Origin of the sequence: Aestuariimicrobium kwangyangense DSM 21549, assembly GCF_000421525.1 — a bacterium.
Lineage (GTDB): Bacteria > Actinomycetota > Actinomycetes > Propionibacteriales > Propionibacteriaceae > Aestuariimicrobium > Aestuariimicrobium kwangyangense.
Genome location: NZ_ATXE01000001.1, coordinates 811810 through 827754 on the forward strand (window position 1 = coordinate 811810; position 15945 = coordinate 827754).

The following is a 15945-nucleotide window of genomic DNA, read 5'->3' on the forward strand; positions in this document are numbered from 1 at the left end:
ATGGGGGCATGACCGATCCGGTTCCTGCCCCCTTTCCATCCCCCACGGTGCGCCTGTCATCGGGCGGGGCCCTCCCGCAGTTCGGCTTCGGTACCTACAAGGTGCCGGCGGACGAGACCGAGGCCCTCGTCCGCACTGCCCTCGAGGTCGGTCACCGCCATCTCGACACCGCCACCATGTACGGCAACGAACGGGGTGTGGGTCGAGCTCTCGCGGCCAGCGGCCTGCCTCGTGACGACGTCTTCGTCACCACCAAGCTCGACAACCCCGACCACGAGCCGGCGGCGGCCCGGGCCGCCTTCGCCCGTTCGCTCGACCTGCTCGGTCTCGAGTGGGTCGACCTCTATCTGATCCACTGGCCGATGCCACGCACCACGGACTTCGTCGCGACCTGGCGCACGCTCACCGAGTTCGTCCAGGACGGACGAGCCCGCGCCATCGGGGTCTCGAACTTCCAGCCCGATCAGCTCCGGGCGATCATCGACGCGACCGGGGTCGTGCCCGCGGTCAACCAGATCGAGGTCACCCCGTACCTGACCCAGGAACCGCTGCGAGCCCTGCACGCGGAACTCGGCATCGTGACCGAGGCGTGGTCGCCACTCGCGCGCGGCCGGGTGCTCACCGAGCCGGTCGTCGTCGACGCGGCTCGCCGGTTGGGCTGCACCCCCGCCCAGCTGGTGCTCGCCTGGCACCTGCAGCGCGGTGACGTGGTCTTCCCCAAGAGTTCGACCCGTGAACGCATGCGCGAGAACGCCGGGGCCCTCGACCTCGTCCGGTCGGGGCAGGTGGACGAGGCCACCATGGCCGCGATCAGCGGCCTCAACCGTGATCGGCGGGTGGGCTCCAGCCCCGATGCGGTCGAGCTGGACGTGCAGCGCTGACCCAGTCCTCGATCTGCAGCGCCGGCTCCGCACGGGTGGGCCCACCAGTGATCCCGCCGCCCCGGTCGGTAACAACCCTGAGGCGACCATGATTGAGTCAGGTGCACTCAACTCTGACTTGATCCGGATCAACGGTCGTCCTAAGGTTGAGCCAGCAAGACTCAAGTACGTCTTCATTTCCAATCACCTGGAGGAATCCCCATGGCTCGTGCAGTCGGTATCGACCTCGGAACCACCAACTCGGTGGTCGCCGTGCTGGAAGGTGGAGAGCCCACCGTCATCCCCAACGCCGAAGGTGCCCGCACCACCCCGTCGGTCGTCGCGTTCGCCAAGGGCGGCGAGGTGCTGGTCGGCGAGGTTGCCAAGCGGCAGGCCGTCACGAACGTCGACCGCACCATCCGCTCGGTCAAGCGCCACATGGGCACGGACTGGTCGATCGAGATCGACTCCAAGTCGTACAAGCCCCAGCAGATCTCGGCCTTCGTGCTGCAGAAGCTGAAGCGCGACGCCGAGGCCTACCTCGGTGAACCCGTCACCAACGCGGTCATCACGGTGCCCGCCTACTTCTCCGACGCCGAGCGTCAGGCGACCAAGGAGGCCGGTGAGATCGCAGGTCTGACCGTCGACCGCATCATCAACGAGCCCACCGCCGCCGCGCTGGCCTACGGCCTCGACAAGGGCGACACCGAGCAGACCATCCTGGTCTTCGACCTCGGTGGTGGCACCTTCGACGTGTCGCTGCTCGAGATCTCCGACGGTGTCTTCGAGGTCAAGGCGACCAAGGGTGACAACCGCCTCGGCGGTGACGACTGGGACCAGCGGATCGTCGACTGGCTCGCCACCCAGTTCAAGAACAAGTTCGGGGTCGACCTGTCGAAGGACAAGATGGCCCGTCAGCGCCTGCAGGAGGCCGCTGAGCGCGCCAAGATCGAGCTCAGCTCCGCGCAGGACACCGCCATCAACCTGCCGTACATCACTGCCGGCGCCGAGGGCCCGATGCACCTGGACGAGAAGCTCACCCGCGCCGAGTTCCAGCGCCTCACCCAGGACCTGCTGGATCGCTGCCGTGCCCCGTTCAACGCCGTGCTCTCCGACGCCAAGCTGTCGGTCGGACAGGTCGACCAGGTGATCCTGGTCGGTGGCTCGACCCGCATGCCCGCTGTCACCGAACTGGTCAAGGAACTCTCGGGCAAGGACCCCCACAAGGGTGTCAACCCCGATGAGGTCGTGGCGCTGGGTGCCTCGCTGCAGGCCGGTGTGCTGAAGGGCGAGGTGAAGGACGTGCTGCTGCTGGACGTCACCCCGCTGAGCCTCGGCATCGAGACCAAGGGCGGTGTGATGACCAAGATCATCGAGCGCAACACCACCATCCCGACCAAGCGGTCCGAGGTCTTCACCACGGCCGAGGACAACCAGCCCTCGGTGATGATCCAGGTCTTCCAGGGTGAGCGTGACTTCGCCCGCGACAACAAGTCGCTCGGCAACTTCGAGCTCACGGGTCTGATGCCGGCCCCCCGCGGCCTGCCCCAGATCGAGGTCACCTTCGACATCGACGCCAACGGCATCGTGCACGTGTCGGCCAAGGACATGGCCACCGGCAAGGAGCAGTCGATGACGGTGACCGGCGGCTCGGCCCTGGGCAAGGAGGACATCGACCGCATGGTCCGGGAGGCCGAGGCCCACGCCGACGAGGACAAGAAGCGTCGTGAGGCCGTCGAGCGCCGCAACGAGGCCGACGCCCTCGCGTTCCGCACCGAGAAGTTGCTCAGCGAGAACGCCGACAAGATCTCCGACGACGTGCGCAAGCCTGCCGAGGAGTCGCTCGAGACGTTGAAGGAGGCCCTGAAGGGCACCGACAACGACGAGGCCGTCAAGACCGCCATGGACGACCTGAACACCAAGGCCTCGGCCATGGGTCAGGCCATGTACGCGGCCGCTCAGGCCGAGGCGCAGGCCGCCGAGGCCTCGTCCGAAGGTGGTCAGGCGAGCGAGGAGCAGACCGGGTCGGACGATGACGTGGTCGACGCCGAGATCGTCGATGAGGACAAGCCGAAGAACGACTGAGTCAGACCGACTCGAGCGCGACCGGGGGTGGGGGTTCGCCCTCACCCCCGGTCGCGTGCCACTACCGCCCCGGCTCCGGGACCAAGGAGCGTCAGTGGCGGTATGGGGCACACTCGAGGTGGGTGCCACAGGTGAGTCCAGAGGCTGTGAGGAGAACGAAGTGAGTGACGAGAACGTGCGCGAGGAGCAGGTCGACCCGGCCGCCTCCCAGCAGAACCAGAACGACCAGAACCAGAACGACCAGGACCAGAACGACGTCGAGAATCGAGCGGCGTCCGACCCGGGCGTGCAGACCCCCGACGAGAGGGAGTTCGAGCAGATGCTCGTGGAGGAGAAGGACCAGACGGATCGACGGGAGCAGGAACTGCAGGCTCTCGTCAGTGAGCGCACGGCCGACCTGCAGCGTCTGCAGGCCGAGTACGTGAACTACAAGAAGCGGGTCGACCGCGACCGTGCGCATGCCCGCCAGGCCGGTGTCGAGAGTGTGGTCACCGAACTTCTCCCCGTGCTCGACTCGATCGACATGGCCCGCCAGCACGACGACCTGGGTGATGGCTTCAAGTTGGTGGCCGAGGCGCTCGAGAAGCTGGCCGGCAAGCACGGACTCCACGGCTTCGGTGAGGTCGGCGACCCGTTCGACCCGAAGCGCCACGACGCCCTCATGCAGGTTCCGATGGACGGGGTCGAGGTGACGACCTGCTCCCAGGTCATGCAGCGCGGCTACGAGTTGCACGGACGGGTCATTCGTCCGGCCCGGGTGGCCGTCGCGGAACCGAACTGAACCAGACGAGTGAGGCCGGAAGGAGGCACGAATGAGTACCAAGGATTGGATCGAGAAGGACTACTACAAGGTGCTGGGTGTCTCCAAGGACGCCAAGCCCGACGAGATCAAGAAGGCGTTCCGCAAGATCGCCCGTGAGAACCACCCTGACCAGAACCCGGACGACAAGGACCGCGAGAAGCGGTTCAAGGAGGCCTCGGAGGCCAACGCCGTGCTCTCGGACGCCAAGAAGCGTAAGGAGTACGACGAGGCTCGTTCGCTGTTCGGCGGTGGGGGCTTCCGTTTCCCCCGGGGCGGTGCGTCCGGTCCGGGCACGGGCGGGGTCGACGACCTGTTCCGCCATGCCACCGGCCAGGGCGAGAGCTTCAGCGACCTGTTCGGTGGGCTGTTCGGCCAGTCAGGCTCGGCCGGGCGTCGTCCCAGTGGCCGGGGTCCGCGCCGAGGAGCCGACGTCGAGGGCGAGGTGACGATCAGCTTCGACGAGGCGATCGACGGCACCACCGTCGGCGTCCAGATGGTCTCCGAGCAGGCCTGCGAGGCCTGTCGTGGCACCGGCGCGAAGGCCGGGACGGTGCCGCGGGTCTGCCCCACCTGCCACGGTTCGGGCATGACCGCCACACAGTCCGGTGGTGTCTTCTCGGTCTCGGAACCCTGCCGCGACTGCAAGGGTCGAGGACTCGTGGTCGATGACCCCTGCGAGGTATGCCACGGCTCCGGTCGTGGCCGTTCCACCCGCACCATGCAGGTACGCATCCCCGCCGGTGTCTCCGACGGGCAGCGGATCCGGATCAAGGGCAAGGGCTCTCCCGGCGAGAACGGTGGGGCCGCGGGTGATCTGTACGTGCTGGTGCACGTGCGCGCCCACAAGTTGTTCGGACGAAGCGGTGACAACCTCACCATCGACGTGCCCGTGACCTTCTCCGAGGCATCGCTGGGCGCGACCATCGAGGTACCCACCCTCGGAGGCCCCGCCGTCAAGCTGAAGGTGCCCGAGGGAACCCCCAACCGCCGCACCTTCCGCGTGCGCGGCAAGGGCGTGGGCAGGGCCGACGGCACCAAGGGTGACCTGCTGGTGACCGTCGACGTGCAGGTTCCCACCGAACTGTCGGACGAGGCCAAGCAGGCCCTGGCCGACTACCAGAAGGTGGCCGGGGGCTCGAACCCCCGCGGCAGCCTGTTCGGGGTCTGACATGTCCGCCCAGGTGCCACAGGTGATGGACCGCGACGCCCCGATCTTCGCGATCGGGGTGGCCGCGCATCTGGCTGGCATGCACCCGCAGACGCTGCGTGGCTACGACAAGCTCGGGCTCGTCCAACCCCGCCGGGCCAAGGGACGAGGCCGCCGTTACTCCCTGCGGGACGTGCAGCGGTTGCGGCTGATCCAGCACCTCTCCCAGACCGAGGGCATCAACCTGACCGGCATCCAGCGCATCCTCGACATGGAGGCTGAGATCGAGCGCCTGCGCGCTGCCGTGCAGCGGGTGAGTACCCAGCGCGACGAGTTGGCGCAGCAACTGGCCGCCGGGGGACGGGTCTTCACCGCCGAGACCTCGGGTGCGGTGCACCTGGGACGAGTGATCCACGGCCAGAGGGCGCTCCCGGGACGCTGACCCCAGGCCGCACTGGGGCACAAGGACGGGGCTGTGGTCCCCGGAGCGGCGCGAAATTCTTCTAACCTATTGCCCGTTAAGCGTTCAGTATGGTTCGCTCGTCCCAGAGCGCTCATGAAGATCGGCCCCCCGCACCGGAGCGGGATGGCCGCCCCCGTCGCCGAGACCGGTCACGGGTACCCACTGCCTCGGCAGTCTCGCCCACCCCTGCCATCTCGTCCGTCGACCCGTCGGCCGACGCGGTGGAGTACATCCAGACGAAGGAGTCTGTCTTGTCCGCCATCATCCCTCCCCTCAGCCGTCGCTCCATCCTGGGCGCGGTAGCCGCCGTCCCGGTGGTCGCCGCCGGAGCCACGACCGCCTTCGCCGACACCGGCACGGCCGTCCGATTCACTCTCCATGCCACCGTGCTCGACGGTGGCGAACAGGTCAGCGCGGTCTCGTTCGATGCGAGCTCGCTCGGACCGATCGACCCCGTCAGCCTGACGGCGAGCACCTTCACGGTGCACGCCAAGGCCACCAGCCCGGTGCCGCTCAACGGCAGTCCCATCTTCTCGGAGTACGACCTCGACAGGGTCGTGGCCGCGGCCACGATCGACGAACGGCGGGTGATCACCCTGCACCTGTCGACGGCCGAGGGGCAGCCCGGCGGTGGCACGCTCGGATACATCCTCGCCACCGGGCGCAATGTCGAGCTCGACCTCGTCTACACCATCACCCAGGCAAGGCCGCTGCGGTTGAGGAACGGCCGCAACGCCACCATCTCGTCCTTCGAACAGGGCAGGCTGGTCAGCCCCGAGGTCGACGCCTTCTCGTACGGCACCTCCAAGGGGGGCATGAACTACCGCCTCTTCACCCCCAAGCGGGCCAGGAACAACGGCGAGGGCAAGAAGTTCCCCCTCATCGTCTGGCTGCACGGTGGTGGCGAGGGCGGCATGGGCGACCGACAGACCAACGAGGCGCAGTTGCGCGCCAACCGGGGTGCCCTCGGATTCGCGACCGACGAGGCCCAGTCGATCTTCGGTGGCGCCTACGTCGTGGCTCCGCAGTGCGTGTCCGCCTGGATGGCCAATGGCAAGGTGTTCTCACCCCAGGTGAAGGCTCTGATCGACGAACTGGTCGACAGCGAGCACATCGACACCTCGCGCATCCACGTGCTGGGGTGCTCGAACGGCGGTTACATGACACTGCGCCTGCAGTCTGACTACCCGACCTTCTTCGCCACGGGTGTGCCCATCTGCTGCGGGGCGACGCCGAACTTCTTCACCGACGAGGAACTGATCCGGGTTCGTTCCACACCCACCTGGCTGGTGGCCTCCAAGGACGACACCACCCTGCCCTACCTGCCCAATTCGGGCCGGGTGAAGGCGCTCGTGCCCGAGGCGCGCACCTCGTTCTACGACCACGTCATCTGGGACGGCTACCAGTTCCCGGGTCACTGGTCATGGATCTACGTCGCCCACAACGACCCGAGCCATCAGGGTGAGCACGTGTGGCAGTGGATGTCGGCCGCGCGGCGCTGACCTCGACACTGGTGATCGCTGACCGGAGCTGAGCAGGTCACGACAGCGGACACCACCTCCCGCCGGCATCGGCGCGGGGTGGTGTTCGTCGTGACAGACTCGCGATGAGACCACCGGCGATCACGTCGTGGAACGAACAGCAGGAGAGATGATCATGACTCAGATCAGCGTGCCGGGTGTGCCCTTCGCACTGGAGCAGTCCGAGCCGTGGCCCTGGCAGGTCAACGAGAGCGGGGTCGCCGTGACCGCGAAGCCGACCAGCGACCTGTTCGTCGATCCCCGCGGTGAGGAGACCGGCGACTCCCATTCCGCGATGAACGCGGTCACCCTGCTGGGCACCCCGCCCGACGGCGACTTCACCCTGACCGCACGGGTGCGGGTCGATTTCCTGGACACCTTCGACGCCGGCGTCCTCCTGGCCTGGGCGGACGAGGCCCACTGGGCCAAGTTGTGCTTCGAGTACTCGCCCCAGGGTCAGCCCATGGTCGTCTCGGTCGTCACGCGCGGGGTCAGTGACGACGCCAACTCCTCGCTGGTCGACGGGAACGTCGTCTGGTTGCGCCTCTCCCGGCTCGGTCGCGTGCTCGCCCTTCACTCGTCCACCGACGGCCAGACCTTCTCGTTCGTGCGCGTCTTCCACCTGGGGGACGCGCCGATCCGGGTCGGGTTCGAGGCCCAGAGCCCCACGGGACGGGGCTGTGCCGTGGAGTTCACCGAGGTGTCCTTCACGAGCCGGACCCTGGACGACCTGCGCGACGGTTCCTGACCGCTCAGGAGAAGGGGTCGTACTCCTCGCCGACCACGGCTCGGCGCGTGGTGCCCTGAGGGAGGGTCACCTCGACCACCATGCCGTCGGCGAGTTGTCGTCCACGACGCGTCTCGACGTCACCGTCGACGGTCACCTTGCCGGCCTGGATCCACTCCCGCGCCTCCCCGCCGGTGTCGGCCAGGCCGGTGAACTTCAGGAATTGCCCCAGCCGGATCGGTTCGTCGCTCATGGGGTGAGGCTATCCCTGCCGCATGGACGACCGCTCCCACCCGCTCAGCTGGTGAGGTAGTGCTCGAGGTGGTCACGCTCGGCCTGCAACTCGTCGAGACGGATCTTGACGACGTCCCCGATGCTGACGACGCCGCGCAACCGGCCGTCGACGACGACCGGAACGTGGCGGAAGCGCCCCGCGGTCATGGTCTCGGCCAGCGCCCGGGTGTCGTCGTCGGGTGAGCAGGTGACCACGTCGGCGGTCATCATGGTGGCGATCGGGTCGTCGGGGGACGCTCCCTGCCGGAAGTGCCGCACCACGTCTCGTTCACTGGCAATGCCCACCACCCGGTCGTCATCGACCACCACCACCGCGCCGACCCGGTGATCGGCGAGGACGGCGAGCAGATCGGTGACCGACGCGCTCGACGGCAGGGTCAGCACCGCCGATCCCTTGGCGGAGAGGATGTCATGGACTCGCATGCCACATCTGACCACGGGGAGACGCTCCGGCGCCATGGCCGGGTCAGCCCGTGACCCGAGTCGTCTCATCGTCCGGCCGTCGGCGCCGAGAGCCGGGAATATCGCGTGGTGGCTGGCGTTGCGAGAGGTGTGAAGGCTTTCGGATTCCTCAGTTTCGGCCACTACGCCGCCAAGGGCTATGACGCGCGGGCCATGTTGCAGCAGGCCGTGGTCCTGGCCCACGGTGCCGACCAGCTCGGCGTCAACGGCGCCTACTTCCGGGTGCACCACTTCGCTCGGCAGGCCGCCTCGCCCATGCCGCTTCTGAGCGCCATCGCCGCCGTCACCGACAGGATCGAGGTGGGCACGGGCGTCATCGACATGCGGTACGAGAACCCCCTGCAGCTGGCCGAGGAGGCCGGGGCCCTCGACCTGCTGAGTGACGGACGAGTGGCCCTCGGCGTCTCACGCGGATCGCCCGAACCGGCCCTGCGGGGCTGGGAGGCGTTCGGCTACACCGGCTCGTCGGATCCTCGCGGAGCCGACATCGCGCGGCCCAAGTTCGAGCAGTTCATGCGCGCCGTCCGCGGCGAGACCGTGGTGGACGCCGATCCACGCCAGTTCGGCCCGGGGCAGCGCCTGCGCGTGGAACCCCACTCGCCCGACCTGGCTCGCCACATCTGGTGGGGGGCCGGCACCCGCGAGACAGCCGAGTGGGCGGCACACCAGGGGGTGAACCTGATGAGTTCGACCCTGCTCACCGAGGCCACCGGCCAGGCTTTCGGCGACCTGCAGGCCGAGCAGATCGACCGGTACCGCGAAGCCTGGAGGTCCGCCGGACACGACTGGACCCCGAGGGTGTCCGTGAGCCGTTCCATCGTGCCCGTGGTGACCGACGAGGACCGCGAACTCATCGGCATGGGGCTGGGGGGCGGAGCGTCCGACCAGGTCGGTGTCATCGACGGGTTCAGGTCGACGTTCGGCAAGACCTACACGGGCGAGCCCCACGAGCTGGTCGAGGCGCTCAAGCAGGACGCCGCCGTGATGACGGCGGACACGCTGATGATCACGATCCCGGCCCAGTTGGGGGTGGCCTACAACCTGCACCTGCTGGAGTCGTTCGCGACCCACGTCGCTCCCGAGCTGGGTTGGCAGCCCAACGACCGGGGACCCGTCGAGGGATACCCGCTCGCCTGAGCTCGCCTCACCGCGCACCCACCACGCTGTGCCCTAGCTCAATCGTGCCGATCGTGTGCTCTGGCGGCCAAGAGTGCTCCTCCGGAGCAACATCTGGCCCCACAGCACACGATCGGCACGATTGGCCCCTGGGACCCCGCCCTGGCGACGACTCCCGTCGAGTCGGCCCGCCCGCTCCCTAGGATCGGGTGATGGCCACGCACTACTACACCGCGAGCAGTCTCGACGGCTTCATCGCGACGTCCGAGCACTCCCTGGACTGGCTCTTCGCCCACGACATCGACCTCGATGGGCCGATGGCCTACCCGGGGTTCGTGTCCCGGGTCGGCGCTCTGCTGATGGGCGCCTCCACCTATGAGTGGTTGCGTCGCCACGAGGAGCACTGGGGCTATCAGCAGCCGACCTGGGTGCTGACCCATCGTGATCTGGACACCCCCATGGGCGCGGAGGTCAGGCTGGCCAGCGGGGAGGTACGCGAGGTGCACGCACTGGCTGCCGCGGCGGCCGGTGACAAGCACGTCTGGATCGTCGGCGGCGGTGAGGTCGCGGGGCAGTTCGCCGACGCGGGTCTGCTGGACGAGGTCTGGGTGCAGTACGCCCCCGTCACCCTCGGTTCAGGCCAACCGCTGCTTCCCCGCACCCTCGACCTCGAGCTGCTCGAGGTGGAGCGCAATCGCGACTTCGTCTGCGCCCGCTACCGGGTTCCCAACTGAGGCCGGTCAGCGGGTCACGTCGGACGAGCCCATCCCGCGTTCGGCGGCATCGAGCTCGAAGCGGCGAGGGAGCCCTTCCCAGTCGCCGCGATGGCCCACGCAGGCGGCGCCCATCAGGTTGGCGCGCGCCAGCAGCCGCTCGGGGGAGAGCCTGTCGATCAGCGAGCTCACGACTCCCGCGGTGAAGGCGTCCCCCGCCCCCACCGGGTCGACCACGTCGACGGAGGTGGTCGGACCCGGCAGCGACCCTTCCCGGGAGACCAGTCGGGCACCGGCCGCCCCCAGCTTCTCGATCACCATCGTCGGGCCCAGGTCGAGGGCCGATTCGGCCGTGGGAGCCACGAGCCCGATCTCGTCCGGTGAGCCGACCAGCACGTCGACCGCCTCGACGAGGCGGGAGAGCACGCGCGAGGCCTGCTCGGGTGACCACAGCCTCGTCCGGTGGTTGGCGTCGAGGACGACGGTGGCCCCCAACTGTCGGGCGCGGGCCGCGACCTCGAGGGTTGCCCGCCGGGGTCCTTCGCCCAGAGCCGGCGTGATGCCAGAGAGCACGACCACGCCTGGCCCCGTCGCATCGAGATCGGCGACGGCGAGGTCGGGGTCGAGCGCCGAGGCGGCCGATCCGGAGCGGTGGTAGTCCACCGCCGAGGCGAAGCTGGTCGGGGTGAGGAACAGGTGTCCGGTCGGACGGCCCGGATCAACCGTCGCGGCCACGTCGACGCCCTCGGCGCGCAGTTCGCGCACGATCAGACGCCCGAATTCGTCATCTCCGACGCGACTGACCCACCGCACGGTGTGACCCAGTCGGGCGAGCCCGACGGCCACGTTCGACTCCGCTCCGGCGACGTGGGTCGTCCATCGGGGGGACGAGCCCACGGGTGCATCGGCGCGCAGGCTGATCATGGTCTCGCCCATCGTCCAGACGCCGGTGATCATGGTCGGCAGGCCTCGACGAACCTGGTGGCACGCACGGCCAGGTCGTCCAGCGAACCCCCGGTGGCGGCGTCACCGATCAGGGGTGAACCGATGCCCACCGCGAGGGCTCCGGCCGCCCGGTAGGAGGTCACGTCGACGAGGCTCACCCCACCGACCGCCACCAGGGGAACCTGCGGCAAAGGCTCACGCACCGCCTTGAGATGTCCCGGCCCACCCGAACTCGCCGGGAAGACCTTGACGGCCGTGGCGCCGGCCAGGTGCGCAGCCAACACCTCGCTGGGGGTCCAGGCTCCCGCCAGCACCGGCACCCCCGCGTCGATCGATGCGCTGACCGCCTCGCATGCAGCCGGGGTCACCGTGAAGCGCGCGCCCACCGCGACCACTGACTGCAGGTCCTGGCGGGTCAGCACGGTGCCGGCGCCGACCCAGGCCCGGTCATGGTCGCGAGAGGCGATGGCGGTGAGTTGCTCGATGGCCTCGATGGCGTCGGGGGTGGTCAGGGAGACCTCGAGCACCTCGACGCCGTTGGCGAGCAGGGTTCGTCCGATGTCGGCGGCGAAACCCGCCTGCGGGCAGCGGATGATGGCGCACAGTCCGGTGCGGGCCAGTGTCTCGAGCATGCTCACCACTCCGCGAACGAGCCGTCGAGGTGGCGCCAGATCGGACCGCGCCAGCCGTGCGGGGTGCGGTCGGCGAGACGGACGGCGGCCTCGTCCAACTCGATACCGAGCCCGGGGGAGTCCCAACGCTCGACGTGGCCATTCGCCGCCGAGAGGGGCGCGGTGTCGACCAGGAGGTCGAGCAGGTCGGCATCGCGGTTGTAGTGGATGCCGAGCGACTGCTCCTGGATGACGTGGTTGGGGGTGGCGAAGCCCACCTGCAGACAGGCGGCCAGGGCGATGGGACCGAGGGGGCAGTGCGGTGCGAGCAACGCCCCGTGGGCCTCCGCCAGCGAGGCGATCTTGCGGGTCTCGGTGATCCCTCCGGCGTGGCTCAGGTCGGGTTGCACCACGGCGACTCCGGCGGCCAGCACGGGCAGGAACTCCTGACGCGAGTAGAGCCGCTCACCCGTCGCGATCGGGAGGTGGGTGTGCGCCACGAGGTCGCCGAAGAGATGGCTGTTCTCCGGTACCACCGGTTCCTCGATGAACATCGGACGGACCGGCTCGAGGGCCTTGACCAACAGCCGCGCGGCCGGGAACGAGACCCGACCGTGGAAGTCGATCGCGATGTCACCGTCATCGCCCATGGCCTCGCGGGCAGCCTCGGCGCGCGCCACCGCCTCGTTCAGGTCGCGGGTGCTCGGCAAACCCCCCAACACGCCGGTGGCGTTCATCTTGATGGCCGACAGACCAGCCCCCCGCGCAGCCGAGGCGGCCTCGGCGACACCGGCCGGCTCGTCACCACCTATCCATCCGTAGATGCGGATGCGGTCACGGACCGCCCCACCCAGCAACTGGTGCACCGGGACCCCCAGTCGCTTGCCCAGGATGTCCCACAGGGCCTGGTCGATGCCCGACACGGCGCTGGCCAGGATCGGTCCACCGCGGTAGAAGGACCCCTTCGTCATCACCTGCCACAGGTCCTCGATGCGTCCCGGGTCGGTGCCGATCGCCACCTCGGCGAGTTGCTCGACCGCGACGCGCACTGTCTCCGAGCGTCCCTCACAGGTCGCCTCGCCCCACCCCACCAACCCCTCACGGGTCTCCACCCGCACCAACAACCACCGCGGTGCGACGAGAAAGGTCTCGATGCGGGAGATGGTGTCGCTCATGGGCAGCCCTTCGATGCGCCGGAAACGGGGGTGGCGCCTGCGTACAGGGCCACGGGGGGAGGGGAAGTGGTGGGACAGGTCCCAGTCAACCAGCGTTGCCGCTGCGATGTCGCGGGGAAGGACACCCCGTTCGTGTCGGGCCCACCGGAGGTTCTATCGTCGTGGTCATGAGCAGGAGTCCTGCCCGCGGACGTCGCGAGGCCTCGCTGGCCGATGTGGCCCAGGTTGCGGGAGTGTCAGCGCAGACGGTGTCGCGGGTGGCGATGGGCAAGGAGCAGGTGCGACCCGAGACCCGAGAACGCGTGATCGAGGCCATGCGTGAGCTCGGCTATCGTCCCAACGGTGCTGCCCGGGCCCTGAAGTACGGACGGTTCCGCACCATCGGGGTGATCATGTTCACCTTGGCGACCTACGGCAACATGCGCACCCTCGGTGCCATCTCGGACGAGGCGACCCGCGCGGGTTACTCGCTGACCCTGATCTCGCTGGAGGCGGCCACCCAGGCCTCGGTGTCGGGGGCCTTCGCGCAGCTGTCGGAGCAGGCCGTCGACGGGGTCGTGCTCGTGGTTCCCGCCGACATCGCCCGCGGTCGCGGGGTGATGATCCCACCGGGACTGCCGGTGGTCGTGATCGACTCGAGCCCGGACGAGACCCACCCCTTCGTCGACCATGACCAGGCTCAGGGTGCCAGGCTCGCGACCGAGCACCTGCTCGACCTGGGTCACCGCACGGTCTGGCACGTGGCCGGTCCGACCGGTTCGTGGTCGGCGAAACGGCGTCGTGAGTCGTGGGCCGACGTGTTGGCAGAGCGCGGGTGCGAGCTGCTCGAACCCTTCGTGGGTGACTGGTCGGCCGATTCCGGCTGGGCGGCCGGCCAACGCTTGGCCGAACTGCCGCAGGTGACGGCCGTGTTCGCGGCGAACGACCAGATGGCGCTGGGCCTGATGCGGGCGCTGCACGAGGCGGGGCGGTCCGTGCCTGCCGAGATCAGCGTGGTGGGCTTCGACGACACCCCCGACTCCGGCAACTACTGGCCGCCCCTGACCACGGTGCACCAGCACTTCGAGCTGGTGGGTCGGGAAGCGCTGCAGGCCTTGGTCGGCCAGATCGAGCAACAGCCGGTCGCGGAGCTCCCGCTGGTGGCGACCGAGTTGGTGCTGCGCGCGAGCACCGCGCCGCCACCGAAGCTGCCTTGAGCACCCGCGTCCTCCCGAACCCCTATCGTGATCGCCATGCAGAAGCGTGTACTGGTGCTCGGTGAGGCGCTCATCGATGTCGTGGTGCGACCCGGGGTCGAACCGGTCGAGCACCCCGGCGGATCACCGCTGAACGTGGCCGTCGGCCTGGCCAGGCTCGACCACGGCGTCGACCTCGCCACGTGGTTCGGTCGTGACGACCGTGGCGACCGCCTGCACGAACTGATCGAGTCCTCGGGGGTCGGTCTGGTCAAGGGCAGCGACGACGCGGTGGCCACGCCGATCGCGCTGGCGAACGTCGACGACGAGGGACGAGCCAGCTACGTCTTCGAGTTGGAGTGGCGGCTGCCCGAGCTGGACGCGGAGCAACTCGCCGCCTACGGTCACCTCCACACCGGGTCGTTCGCGGCCACTCTTGCTCCCGGGGCCGATGAGGTGGCCCGGGCCGTGGCGGTGGCCCGCGACCACGCCACCTTCAGCTACGACCCGAACATCCGTCCCGCCCTGATGGGCGCCCCCGGCCTGGTGCGTGATCGTGTGGAACAACTGGTCGCGGCTGCCGACGTGGTGAAGGTCTCCGACGAGGACCTCGCCTGGCTCTACCCCGACACCATCGAGGACAACGTCATCCGCGACTGGGCCGGCAGCGGCCCGGCGCTGGTGGTCGTCACCCGCGGACCCGAACCGGTGAAGGCCATGCTCGCCCGCGATGGCGAGCTGCGGCTGGTGGAGCGTCCACCGGTCGAGGTGGCCGACACGGTGGGCGCGGGCGACTCGTTCATGGCGGGTCTGGTCTCGGCCCTGCTCGACGCCGGTCATCTCGGGTCTCGTGAGGCGGCGGCCGCCCTCAGGGCCGCGTCGTGGGACCAGCTCTCGTCCGCGGTCGAGCAGGGGATCGCCACCTCCGGCATCACCGTCGGCCAGGCCGGCGCCTACGCGCCGACCCGGCTCGAACTGGTGTGAGACTCACCCCGTCTGTGTCACTGCGTCTGTGTCATTGGGGCTGCTGCGCGGGGGTGATGATCTGGAACATCGCGCCCTGGTCATCGGCGACCGTGGCGAGCCGGCCGAAGGGTGAGTCCATCGGACCGTCGACCACCCTGCCGCCGAGTGGGACCAACGTCTCGATCGTCTGGTCGACGTCGGGCACGTTGACGTAGATCCGCCAGTACGAGGGCATCGGGTCCTTCAGCCATTCCGAGGCGTCGCAGATGCCGGCGACGGCGTCGCGGCCCTGGCCGATCGTGGAGTACGCCCACTGGTCGGTCTGCTCGCCCATCGGGACGACGGTGGCGCCGAAGGCCTTGGGGTAGAACTCGATCGCCGCAGGGTAGGCATTGGTCATCAGCTCGTACCAGCCGCTCTGGAACATGCCCAGCTTTGCCATGCCGACCCGGGTGCCACCCTGCCAGGCGCCGACGGCGGCACCCGCCGCGTCCTGGTAGAAGGCCATGGATCCCTGGGTGCCGACCGCCATCGGCTCGACGAGCACCCTTCCGCCGGCCTCTCGCACCGCCGTGGTGGTGGCGTCGATGTCGGTGGTGCTGAGGTACAGCGCGAACGTGTCAGGCATCTCGCCCCATTCGGCCTGCTTGACCATGGCGCCGCCGATCTCGGAATCGCCCTGACTGATGATCTGGTAGTGACCGAATTCCTCGCCCTGGTCGTGGAACGACCAGCCGAAGAGTTCGCCGTAGAAGGTGTGGGCCTTGGACGCATCGCTGGTGGTGAGTTCCATCCACACGGGTTCTCCAGGGATCGGCATGTCCCAACTCCTCTCATCGTCGGGGCGCTCACCCAGACCAGTCCACGATATGACGGGCCCCTGA

General features: G+C 68.8%; 17 protein-coding genes. 11 read left to right on the forward strand and 6 right to left on the reverse strand.

Annotation, left to right across the window (positions count from 1 at the left end; all coding sequences use genetic code 11):
• Positions 1 to 8 precede the first annotated feature (8 nt).
• The 7 genes from H507_RS0103540 to H507_RS0103570 all read left to right on the forward strand — a co-directional run bounded on the left by H507_RS0103540 (position 9) and on the right by H507_RS0103570 (position 7625).
• Complete coding sequence (locus H507_RS0103540; RefSeq protein WP_022909348.1) at positions 9 to 881, forward strand: aldo/keto reductase; 873 nt, start codon at positions 9 to 11, stop codon at positions 879 to 881.
• Between the two features lie 201 nt (positions 882 to 1082).
• On the forward strand, positions 1083 to 2945 hold the full coding sequence (gene dnaK, locus H507_RS0103545; protein ID WP_022909349.1) for a molecular chaperone DnaK: 1863 nt from the start codon (positions 1083 to 1085) through the stop codon (positions 2943 to 2945).
• Between the two features lie 319 nt (positions 2946 to 3264).
• Complete coding sequence (gene grpE / locus H507_RS14500) at positions 3265 to 3726, forward strand: nucleotide exchange factor GrpE (protein WP_084707671.1); 462 nt, start codon at positions 3265 to 3267, stop codon at positions 3724 to 3726.
• Between the two features lie 31 nt (positions 3727 to 3757).
• A complete protein-coding gene (dnaJ, locus tag H507_RS0103555) occupies positions 3758 to 4915 on the forward strand; it encodes a molecular chaperone DnaJ (protein WP_022909351.1) in 1158 nt (385 codons plus the stop codon).
• Between the two features lies 1 nt (position 4916).
• Positions 4917 to 5336 carry a heat shock protein transcriptional repressor HspR gene (locus H507_RS0103560; protein WP_022909352.1) on the forward strand — a complete coding sequence of 140 codons (420 nt, stop codon included), beginning with the start codon at positions 4917 to 4919 and terminating at the stop codon, positions 5334 to 5336.
• A gap of 272 nt (positions 5337 to 5608) precedes the next feature.
• Positions 5609 to 6859, forward strand: a complete 1251-nt coding sequence (locus tag H507_RS0103565; RefSeq protein ID WP_211217286.1) for a prolyl oligopeptidase family serine peptidase — start codon at positions 5609 to 5611, stop codon at positions 6857 to 6859.
• A 154-nt stretch (positions 6860 to 7013) separates the two neighbouring features.
• Positions 7014 to 7625: a DUF1349 domain-containing protein gene (locus tag H507_RS0103570; protein WP_026377717.1), complete on the forward strand. Its 612-nt coding sequence runs from the start codon at positions 7014 to 7016 to the stop codon at positions 7623 to 7625.
• A gap of 4 nt (positions 7626 to 7629) precedes the next feature.
• Here H507_RS0103570 and H507_RS0103575 read toward each other — a convergent pair whose 3' ends face one another.
• The gene (locus H507_RS0103575; RefSeq protein ID WP_022909355.1) at positions 7630 to 7857 is read right to left on the reverse strand and encodes an RNA-binding S4 domain-containing protein; all 228 of its coding nucleotides are present in this window, start codon (positions 7855 to 7857) and stop codon (positions 7630 to 7632) included.
• Positions 7858 to 7901: 44 nt separating this feature from the next.
• Positions 7902 to 8321, reverse strand: coding sequence for a CBS domain-containing protein (locus H507_RS0103580; protein WP_022909356.1), 420 nt, complete (start codon positions 8319 to 8321; stop codon positions 7902 to 7904).
• A gap of 129 nt (positions 8322 to 8450) precedes the next feature.
• Between H507_RS0103580 and H507_RS0103585 the strand changes: the two genes are divergently transcribed.
• Together H507_RS0103585 and H507_RS0103590 are read left to right on the forward strand one after the other, a co-directional pair.
• Positions 8451 to 9497: an LLM class flavin-dependent oxidoreductase gene (locus H507_RS0103585; RefSeq protein WP_022909357.1), complete on the forward strand. Its 1047-nt coding sequence runs from the start codon at positions 8451 to 8453 to the stop codon at positions 9495 to 9497.
• A gap of 191 nt (positions 9498 to 9688) precedes the next feature.
• Positions 9689 to 10210 (forward strand): dihydrofolate reductase family protein, encoded by a 522-nt coding sequence (locus H507_RS0103590; RefSeq protein ID WP_022909358.1) that lies wholly within the window; start codon positions 9689 to 9691, stop codon positions 10208 to 10210.
• 6 nt (positions 10211 to 10216) lie between these two features.
• Here the strand turns inward: H507_RS0103590 and H507_RS0103595 are convergent, their stop codons facing one another.
• From H507_RS0103595 to dgoD, 3 genes are read right to left on the reverse strand one after another with little or no spacing between them, the layout of a single operon-like run.
• Complete coding sequence (locus tag H507_RS0103595) at positions 10217 to 11146, reverse strand: sugar kinase (RefSeq protein ID WP_022909359.1); 930 nt, start codon at positions 11144 to 11146, stop codon at positions 10217 to 10219.
• Positions 11143 to 11766, reverse strand: coding sequence for a bifunctional 4-hydroxy-2-oxoglutarate aldolase/2-dehydro-3-deoxy-phosphogluconate aldolase (locus H507_RS0103600; protein ID WP_040437743.1), 624 nt, complete (start codon positions 11764 to 11766; stop codon positions 11143 to 11145). The genes H507_RS0103595 and H507_RS0103600 overlap by 4 nt, the downstream gene beginning before the upstream one ends.
• Before the next feature lie 2 nt (positions 11767 to 11768).
• Complete coding sequence (dgoD, locus tag H507_RS0103605) at positions 11769 to 12920, reverse strand: galactonate dehydratase (RefSeq protein ID WP_022909361.1); 1152 nt, start codon at positions 12918 to 12920, stop codon at positions 11769 to 11771.
• Between the two features lie 167 nt (positions 12921 to 13087).
• Between dgoD and H507_RS0103610 the strand changes: the two genes are divergently transcribed.
• Both H507_RS0103610 and H507_RS0103615 read left to right on the forward strand, forming a co-directional pair.
• Positions 13088 to 14116 (forward strand): LacI family DNA-binding transcriptional regulator, encoded by a 1029-nt coding sequence (locus H507_RS0103610; protein ID WP_026377720.1) that lies wholly within the window; start codon positions 13088 to 13090, stop codon positions 14114 to 14116.
• 36 nt (positions 14117 to 14152) lie between these two features.
• Positions 14153 to 15079, forward strand: coding sequence for a carbohydrate kinase family protein (locus tag H507_RS0103615; RefSeq protein ID WP_026377721.1), 927 nt, complete (start codon positions 14153 to 14155; stop codon positions 15077 to 15079).
• A gap of 31 nt (positions 15080 to 15110) precedes the next feature.
• Here H507_RS0103615 and H507_RS0103620 read toward each other — a convergent pair whose 3' ends face one another.
• Positions 15111 to 15881, reverse strand: a complete 771-nt coding sequence (locus H507_RS0103620) for a VOC family protein (RefSeq protein ID WP_022909364.1) — start codon at positions 15879 to 15881, stop codon at positions 15111 to 15113.
• Positions 15882 to 15945: the final 64 nt, after the last annotated feature.